At 68.5% G+C, this 8836-nt stretch carries 8 protein-coding genes; all 8 read right to left on the reverse strand.

The window, feature by feature from the left end; translation table 11 throughout:
* Positions 1 to 98: 98 nt before the first annotated feature.
* Positions 99 to 332, reverse strand: coding sequence for a hypothetical protein (locus J7J50_RS14130; RefSeq protein ID WP_215057518.1), 234 nt, complete (start codon positions 330 to 332; stop codon positions 99 to 101).
* A gap of 180 nt (positions 333 to 512) precedes the next feature.
* The gene (locus tag J7J50_RS14135) at positions 513 to 2153 is read right to left on the reverse strand and encodes an amidase (RefSeq protein WP_215057517.1); all 1641 of its coding nucleotides are present in this window, start codon (positions 2151 to 2153) and stop codon (positions 513 to 515) included.
* Positions 2154 to 2471: 318 nt separating this feature from the next.
* Entirely contained in the window at positions 2472 to 3644 is a 1173-nt protein-coding gene (gene pqqE / locus J7J50_RS14140; protein WP_215057516.1) for a pyrroloquinoline quinone biosynthesis protein PqqE, read from the reverse strand.
* Between the two features lie 34 nt (positions 3645 to 3678).
* A complete protein-coding gene (gene pqqD, locus J7J50_RS14145; protein WP_215057515.1) occupies positions 3679 to 3975 on the reverse strand; it encodes a pyrroloquinoline quinone biosynthesis peptide chaperone PqqD in 297 nt (98 codons plus the stop codon).
* Positions 3972 to 4757 (reverse strand): pyrroloquinoline-quinone synthase PqqC, encoded by a 786-nt coding sequence (gene pqqC, locus J7J50_RS14150; RefSeq protein ID WP_215057514.1) that lies wholly within the window; start codon positions 4755 to 4757, stop codon positions 3972 to 3974. The genes pqqD and pqqC overlap by 4 nt, the downstream gene beginning before the upstream one ends.
* On the reverse strand, positions 4754 to 5686 hold the full coding sequence (pqqB, locus tag J7J50_RS14155; RefSeq protein WP_215057526.1) for a pyrroloquinoline quinone biosynthesis protein PqqB: 933 nt from the start codon (positions 5684 to 5686) through the stop codon (positions 4754 to 4756). The genes pqqC and pqqB overlap by 4 nt, the downstream gene beginning before the upstream one ends.
* Before the next feature lie 568 nt (positions 5687 to 6254).
* Complete coding sequence (locus J7J50_RS14165; protein WP_215057513.1) at positions 6255 to 6728, reverse strand: DUF2127 domain-containing protein; 474 nt, start codon at positions 6726 to 6728, stop codon at positions 6255 to 6257.
* A gap of 268 nt (positions 6729 to 6996) precedes the next feature.
* Positions 6997 to 8826 carry a translational GTPase TypA gene (typA, locus tag J7J50_RS14170; protein WP_215057512.1) on the reverse strand — a complete coding sequence of 610 codons (1830 nt, stop codon included), beginning with the start codon at positions 8824 to 8826 and terminating at the stop codon, positions 6997 to 6999.
* Between the last annotated feature and the right edge of the window lie 10 nt (positions 8827 to 8836).

Consider the following 8836-nt stretch of genomic DNA (forward strand, 5'->3'; position numbering starts at 1 on the left):
CGCCGGGCTGCATGCTTTTGTGCGAGATTTTTCGACATCCCTGCCGCGATCCGGACGCACCGACGCATCCGATGCGTGGCCCGGCCGAACCGCTGCGCTCAGACCGGCCTGACCCAATCGCGCAGCTTGCGCGCGCCGGCATCGGCGACCCGCAAGCCGCGCGAACTGCGCCGCCGGCGCGGTAGGCCCTGCTCCGCCACGCGCAGTCCGCTATCGGCGCCGGTTGCGAACGCGCGATCATCGACGTCGAACGCTTGTGGACCGGCAAACGGCGGGTGGACAACGCCCGCGTGCGGCAGCCGACGCCGATCGTGCGCGGCGAACGGGACCACGTCACCACATCGACGCCGATGCCGAGCGCTTGCGCGCCGAGATCGGCGGCGCGGCCGAACGCAGCGACGTCAAGATTTCAGGCGGCAATCACGCGTCGCATCCGCAGCCGCGGCGGACCGCATTGCGATCTACGGTCGGCGCGTTTGTGTGCGACTAGCCGCGCGATCCCCGCGCGCCGCTCAGGGACTCAGCGTCGCGCGATAACGTGGCGGCGTGCGCGCCTGGGCGGCCTGCTCGAAGGCGTAGCCCAGCGAGAGCAGTTGGGCGTCGCTCCAGCGTTTGCCGATGAACGCCAGGCCGATCGGCAGGCCCGAGGCCTCGCCCATCGGCACCGTCAGGCTGGGATAGCCGGCAACCGCGGCCGCGCCCCAGTTGTCGCCGCTCAAGACGTCGCCGTTGACCGGGTCGACCATGAACGCAGGCGAGGTGGTCGGAGCGATCAGGGCGTCGAGCTTGTGCTGCCTGAGCGCGGCATCGATGCCTTGCGCGCCGGCGAGCTGGCGCGCCTGCGCCGCGGCCTTGCGATAGGCCGGGTCCTTGAGGCTGTTCTTCCGCGCCGCCTGTTCCAGCAGCTCTTGGCCGAAATACGGCATTTCGTGCGCGGCGTTGGCGCGGTTGAAGGCGATCAGCTCGTCCATGGTCTTGATCGGCGCGCCGCTGTCGCGCAGATAGCGTTCCAGGCCGTCCTTGAACTCGTACAGCAGCACCTGCAATTCGGCTTCGCGCCATTTGCCGTCGTTGGGCATGCGCACCTCGACGATGGTCGCGCCGGCGTCGCGCATGAGCTTGAGCGCGCGCTGCAGCGCCGCGTTGCCCTCGGGCGGCAGCTTGACCGCGCTGTCGCGCAGCAGGCCCAGGCGCGCGCCGTTCAGCGAGTCGGCGTCGAGCGCGGCGACGTAATCGGCCAGGCGCTTGCCGGCCGCGGCCCGCGCCGCGGCGTCGTCGCCGGCCTCGGCCGCGGCAAGCACGCTGAGCAACTGTGCCGCGTCGGCAACGCTGCGCGCCATCGGCCCGGCGGTGTCCTGGCTGCTTGAGATCGGAATGATGCCGGCGCGGCTGACCAGCCCGACCGTGGGCTTGAAGCCGACCAGGCCGCTCATCGCCGACGGGCACAGCACGCTGCCGTCGGTTTCGGTGCCGACCCCGACCGCGGCCAGGTTCGCCGCGATCGCGGTGCCGGTGCCGCTGCTGGAGCCGCAGGCGCTGCGGTCGAGTACGTAGGGATTGCGGGTCAGCCCGCCGCGCGCGCTCCAGCCGGAGATCGAGCGATCGGAGCGGAAGTTGGCCCACTCACTGAGGTTGGTCTTGCCCAGGATCACCGCGCCGGCCGCGCGCAGCGCCGCGACCAGCGGCGCGTCGCGCTTGGGCCGGTGCTCGGCCAGGGCCAGAGAACCGGCCGAGTTGACCATCGGCGTGGTGTCGATGTTGTCCTTCACCAGCACCGGAATGCCGTGCAGCGGACCGCGGAGTTTGCCGGCCTTGCGCTCCTCGTCGAGTGCGCGCGCTTCGGCGATCGCGTTCGGATTGATTTCGATCACCGCGTTGAGCCGCGGGCCGTTGTCGTCGAGCGCGGCGATGCGGTCCAGGTAGGCCTGGGTCAGGCGCACGCTGCTCAGATTGCCGTCGGCCATGCGCGCGGCGAGGGTGGCGATGTCGGCCTCGACGATGCGTAGCGGATCGCCCTGTGCGAATCCCCTCGGCGCCGCGCCGTTCGCCGCCGCCGGGCGCGAGCTTCGCGATGCGCCGTCGCCGGCGCAACCGGCCAGGGCCAGGGCGAGCGCCAGTAGGCTGAGACGAGCGGTGAAATGGGGGCTGGGCATGGCCGGTTCCGGATCGGGACGCGCGAGGAATTCACGCGAGTATGCACGTGGTTCGGCGCAGTGGAAGCCGGATGCGATCGGGTAAGGCGGGCCGTGGCGTCTCGCGGCGCGTCGGCGGTGGAAGACGTGAGTCGGCGGCGTGCCTGGGATCTGCAGATGCGGCACAGCGGCGTTTTTTCGAGTTCGCGCGGCGTTCGGGGCCGTCGCGGGATCGCGCGGACTTAAGCGCAGGCGAATGCGCATCGGCGCGGAAAGAATGCGCGACGCCGATCGCTCTCACGCCGCGACTGCGAGCGCAGTTCGCGGCGCGGTGGGCGATCAGTCCTCGTCGGCGAGGTTCGCCGTCGTCGCGCGCATGCGGCGATACACGAACTGCGGCGCGGGCGCAGAGGATTCGGCGATCGCCAGCGCGCGCACCCGCGCGTGGTCGGGCGACTTTTCGCAGACCGGATCGAGCGTGTCGGCGCGGCCGCTCAGCGCCAGCGCCTGACAGCGGCAGCCGCCCCAGTCGCGTTCGCGATGTTCGCAGCCGCGGCACGGTTCGGGCATCCAGCCGGTGCCGCGATAACGGCGGAAAGCTTCCGAGTCGCGCCAGATGTCGCCCAGGCTGCGTTCGCGCACCGATTCGAAATGCAGATCGGCGATGGTCTCGGCGGCGTGGCAGGGCAGCACCTTGCCTTCCGGGGTGATGTTGACGAAGCGCTGCGCCCAGCCGCCCATGCAGGCCTTGGGCCGGCGCGCGTAGTAGTCGGGCGTGACGTAGTCGATGGTGAGCCGGCCGCGCAGCCGCAGGCGCGCGTCTTCGACCACGGCGGTGACCGCATCGAGTTGCGCGCGCGTGGGCATCAACGCAGCGCGATTCTTCAGGCCCCAACCGTAGTACTGCGTGTGCGCGACTTCCAAGCGCCCGGCGCCCAGTTCGAGCGCGAGTTCGATCATGTCCGCGACGCGTTCGGCGTTGTGCCGATGCACGACGGCGTTGAGCGTCAGCGGCAATTCCAGTTCGCCGCACCAGCGCGCCAGGGCCAGTTTGCGTTCGTGGCTGCCGGCGTAACCGGCGATGCGGTCGGCGCCTTCGCGGTGGCTGTCCTGGATGCTCAGTTGCAGATGGTCCAGGCCGGCGTGCTGCAGTTCCTGCAGGCGCTCGCGGCTGACGCCGACGCCGGAGGTGATGAGGTTGCAGTACAGGCCGTGTGCGCGCGCATGCCGCAGCAGTTCGGGAAGGTCCTTGCGCAAGGTCGGCTCGCCGCCGGAGAAATGCGCTTGCAGGATGCCGAGCTCGGCCGCTTGTTCGAGCACGCGCAACCATTGTTCGGTGCTCAGCTCGTCGCGCATGCCGAGCAACTGCAGCGGGTTGGAGCAATACGGGCACGACAGCGGGCAACGATGGGTGAGTTCCAGCAACACCGCCAGCGGCGGCGCCGGCTCGGGATCGGCGCGCAACGGCCGCGCTGATGCGGCGGTGGCGACCGTGGCGGCGTCGGCGCTCATGATGGGCGATACCGGGCGCGCATCGGCGTTGCCCTCACGACATCTGCGGCGCGAACGCCAGCATGCGTTTGTCGAGCAGGCCGGCGAACAGTTCCAGCACGTCGCTGTAGATTTCGCCGGCGTCGGCGCCGTACTCGGCCGCCAGCGCGGCGACGATGGCTTCGACGTCGGAACGCCCGTCGATGTGGGTGAGCACGGCGTGGGCGATGTCGTCGAGCTCGACCACGCGCTCCGGCGCCAGCAGCACCCACTGGTCGCGCGCGCGGTCGTGCTGCAGGCGCACGCCGATCGGGAAGCGCAGCACGCTGCCGGCGTCGATGGTCGCGGTCATGGCGGCGTCCGCCGCGGATCGAACGCGCCCGGCGGAATCAGCCGCGGCTCGACATAGGCCAGGTGCAGCGCGTCGAGCATCGACCACAGTACCTCGCACTTGAAGCGCAGCGCGTCGCAGACCGCGTCCTGCTGCTCGCGCGTGCGCGCATGGCGCTTGACGTAGTCCAGGGCGAAGTTCGCGTCCTGCGGCGCCTGGTGCAGGCGCGAGTCGAAATAGGCCAGCGCCTGGGGCGAGACGAAATCGTAATTGGCCAGCATGCCGGCGACGCGCTGGCCGATGATGGTCGGCGCGAACAATTCCGTGAGCGAGGAGGCGATCGCCTCCAGCAGGCTGCGTTCGCGCACGAAGTGGATATAGGCCTGCACCGCGAACCGCGTCGCCGGCAGCAGCGCGCGGCCGGATTCGACCAGTTCGCGGTCCAGCCCGAGCGCATCGGTCAGATGCAGCCAGCGCGCGATGCCGCCGTCGCCTTCGCGTTCGCCGTCGTGATCGACGATGCGCTGGCGCCACACGCGGCGCAGTTGCGGATCTTCGATGCGGGCGAGCAGGGCGGCGTCCTTGAGCGGGATGCAGCGCTGGTACTCGAAACGATTCAGCGCCCAGGCCTGGACCTGGCAGCGATCCAGCTGCCCGCCGTGCAGCAGGCCGTGGAAGGGATGTTTGTCGTGATAACGCTCGGCGCCGATCGCGCGCAGCCGCGCTTCCAGTTGCTCCGGCGACAGCAGTTCACGATCGTGCGACGCGTGGGCGCGCGGCAGGTCGGCGGCGCTGGCGTTCATAGGCTCACTTCCATGCCGTCCTCGGCGACATCCCAGCCGTGCGCGCGGGCTTGCGCGCGCTCGGGCGAGGATTCGTCCAGGACCGGGTTGGTGGTGTTGAGATGGATGAAGATCTTGCGCCGCACGTCCAGCCCGGCGAACGCGGCCAGGGTGCCGGCGTCGTCATCGCCGTTGCCGCCGGCGATGCTCATGTGGCCCATGCGCGCGCCGGTCTTGCTGCCGACGCCGGCGCGCTGCATTTCGTCGTCGCGCCACAAGGTGCCGTCGAAGAACAGCAGCGCCGCGCCGTGCAGGCGTTCGCGCAAGGCCGGAGTCAGCGCGGCGCAGCCGGGGATGTAGTAGAAGCGTTCGCGACCGTCGGAAATTTCCAGGCCGACCGTCTCTTCCTCGCCGCCGCGCAGATCGCCGTTGGCGCGCGACTCCATGAACAACGGCACTTTGCCCGGGACGCTGAAGGCGGTGACGCGCAGACCCAGCGGCGCGTCGAGGCCGGCAATGTCCAGCGGCGCCTCCAAAGTCAGCGCGCGGCGGGTGACGTAGTCGGGATGAAGCGAGTCGAAGATCGGATTCTGGCTGAGCACGTCGAGTACGCGCGCGCTGGCCCACAGGTCGAAGCGCTGGCGTTCGCGCATCGACAGCAGGCCCGCGATGTGATCGATTTCGCCGCTGGTCAGCAGCACCGCTTCGATCGGCGAATGGCGCAGATCGCGCTGCGGCCACAGCGCGGGCGCGGCGAGGATCTGCTGGCGGAAGTCGGGAGAGGCGTTGATCAGCAGCCAACGCTCGCCGTCGGCGCTGACCGCGATGCTGGCCTGGCTGCGGCGCCGATGGCCGGGCTCCTGGCGCCAGGCGCGCCGGCTGCCGGAGGTGTTGCAGTTCCACTGCGGATAGCCGCCCCCGGCCGCCGCACCGAGCACGAGGACGCGCATCATCGATGAACCATCGATGCGATGCGCGGCCGCGTGTGCGTTGCGACGGCGGAAGCGGACATGCTCAGAACAGATCGCCGGAGGAGTACGAATTGATTTCGCAACCGACCGAGATTTCGCGGATCTGAGGCTTGGACCAAGTCTTCATAAGCGTTCCTCATGTTGGACAGTGGGCTGTGAGCGTGGCAACCGCGTGCTTGGGAGGGCGCGCGTGCGCATCGGTGGGGTATTCGGCATGCCGCTGGATGCGCTGCGGCGGCATGTCTCGCAACTCGCGTTGCGATGCCGAAACCATACACCGGAGCGGTGCGCGATGCCTGTGACTTCAGCCCGAACGGGTTGGAATGCAGGCACGGTGAAAATTAATCCGCAGCTAACATTCGGGTGCGCGCTCGGGCACGGCGGCGAGGGCTTGAGGGTGTCTTGGGGGGAGGGAGCTTTTGTTGTAGGAGGGAGCTTCAGCCCCGATGCTTTTCGGTCAAGTCACCGCGGACTTACAAGCGATCTGACCGAAAAGCATCGGGGCTGAAGCTCCCTCCTACAGCTAAAAGCAGGGGCGTCGGCGGGCTCAGCGGCGCCGCTTGAAAATGTCGCGGGCGAGAACCCAAACCACGATCACGTTGATTATGAGAACCGCCGTGGCGAGCCAGCCCGGGTGGCGGGTCAGCGCGTAGATATCGAACGGCAGGTACAGCGCCGCGCCCAGGCAGCCCAGCCATGAGGCCCAGGCCTTGGCCTTCCACAGGCCCCAGGCTTCGATCAGGTGCAGCATGCCGTAGGCGAGCACGATGGCCGCGGCCAGGTGTACCGAATTGGGGCTGATGCTGTGCGCGAGCCAGGCCAGCGAGCCGTGCTCGGGGTCCAGGTGGAAGCGCTTGATGAGTTCTTCGATCCAGCGCTGCAGCGGCGCCGGCCCGAGCAGTTCCAGGCCGCTGGCGGCCGACAGCGCGAGCGCGCCCTTGGCCGCTTCGACCGCGGCGATCACGTGCAGGCCCGGATGGGCCTTGGGGTTGGCGTCGTAGTGGCGTTCGGGCGCGGTCATCGCGCGCGCGCCGGCCAGTGTCGGGCGGAGCCGCGCGCGACGGCGTGGGAGCAGGGGATTGCGATCAGACCGTGCACATGCATGCCGCTTCGATCCTTATGACGCGCCAAGGTTCGCAACGCGGCGAGGCGGGCGGCCCGGCGGACGCGGCACGCGCCGATGCGCGATGCCGCCGTGCCCCAAGTCCCGCGTGACGCTTCGTTGCGGCGAAGCGTACTGACTTGGGGCGAGGGCGCCGCGGTTCAAGCCGGCGGCGCCCCTGCTGCGATCAGGCCGCGCGCGAGGCGCGCTTGCGATCGCTCTCGGTGAGGAACTTCTTGCGCAGGCGGATTTCCTTCGGCGTGACTTCGACCAGTTCGTCGTCTTCGATGAAGTCCAGCGCCTGCTCCAGCGTGTACTTGATCGCCGGGCTCAGCTGGATCGCATCGTCCTTGCCCGAGGCACGCATGTTGGTCAGCGGCTTGGTCTTGATCGCGTTGACGGTGAGGTCGTTGTCCTTCGAGTGGATGCCGACCAGCTGGCCCTCATACACGTTGTCGCCTTCGGCGGCGAACAGCCTGCCGCGCTCCTGCAGCGGCCCAAGCGAATAGGCCGGGGTGGTGCCCGGCGCATTGGCGATCATCACGCCGTTGATGCGCTTGGCGATCGCGCCCTGTTCCTTCGGACCGTAGTGGTCGAACACATGGAACAGCAGGCCCGAACCCTGGGTCAGCGTGCGGAATTCGTTCTGGAAGCCGATCAGGCCGCGGGCCGGGATCATGTAATCCAGGCGCACGCGTCCCTTGCCGTCGGACACCATGTCCTTCAACTGAGCCTTGCGCGTGCCGAGCTTCTCCATGACGCCGCCCTGGTGCTGCTCTTCGATGTCGACCACCAGTTGCTCGACCGGCTCCATCAGCTTGCCGTCGATTTCCTTGATGATGACTTCCGGCCGCGACACGGCCAGCTCGAACCCTTCGCGGCGCATGTTCTCGATCAGCACCGACAGGTGCAGTTCGCCGCGGCCCGAGACCAGGAATTTGTCCGGATCGGAGCCTTCTTCGACCTTCAGCGCCACGTTGTGCAGCGTTTCGCGCACCAGGCGCTCGCGCAGCTGGCGGCTGGTGAGGAACTTGCCGCCGCTCAGATCCTTATTGCCGGCGAACGGCGAGTTGTTCACCTGGAAGGTCATGCTGATGGTCGGCTCGTCCACGGTCAGGGCGGGCAGGGCTTCCGGAGTGTCCAGCGCGCACACGGTGTCGGAGATCGACAGATCGGCGACGCCGGAGATGGCGACGATGTCGCCGGCCTCGGCTTCCTCGGTCTCCAGGCGCTCTAGGCCCAGGAATCCGAGCACCTGCAACACCTTGCCCTGGCGCTTCTTGCCGTGACGGTCGATCACGCTGACCGGCATGTTGCGGCGGACCTTGCCGCGCTGGATGCGGCCGATGCCGATCAGGCCGACGAAGTTGCTGTAGTCCAGCTGGCTGATGCGCATCTGGAACGGGCCGTCGAGATCGACTTCCGGCGGCGGGACGTGCTTCATGATCGCTTCGTACAGCGGGGTCATGTCGCCGGAGCGCGCGGCGTCGTCCAGGCTGGCGTAGCCGTGCAGCGCCGAGGCGTAGACGATCGGGAAGTCGAGCTGCTCGTTGGTGGCGCCGAGCTTGTCGAACAGGTCGAACACCTGGTCGATGACCCAATCCGGACGGGCGCCCGGGCGGTCGATCTTGTTGACCACCACGATCGGCTTGAAGCCCATCGCGAACGCCTTCTGGGTGACGAAACGGGTCTGCGGCATCGGGCCGTCCATCGCGTCGACCAGGATCAGCACCGAATCGACCATCGACAGCACGCGCTCGACCTCACCGCCGAAGTCGGCGTGGCCTGGGGTGTCGACGATGTTGATGCGGTTGCCCTGCCAGGTGATGGCGGTGTTCTTGGCCAGGATCGTGATGCCACGTTCCTTTTCCTGGTCGTTGCTGTCCATCGCGCGCTCGGCCAGCACCGTGCGTTCGGACAGCGTGCCGGACTGCTTCAACAGACAGTCGACGAGGGTGGTCTTGCCATGGTCGACGTGAGCGACGATGGCGATATTGCGCAGGCGTTCGATGGACATGCGATTGGAC

The organism is Lysobacter sp. ISL-50 (assembly GCF_018612875.1).
Taxonomy (GTDB): domain Bacteria; phylum Pseudomonadota; class Gammaproteobacteria; order Xanthomonadales; family Xanthomonadaceae; genus Lysobacter.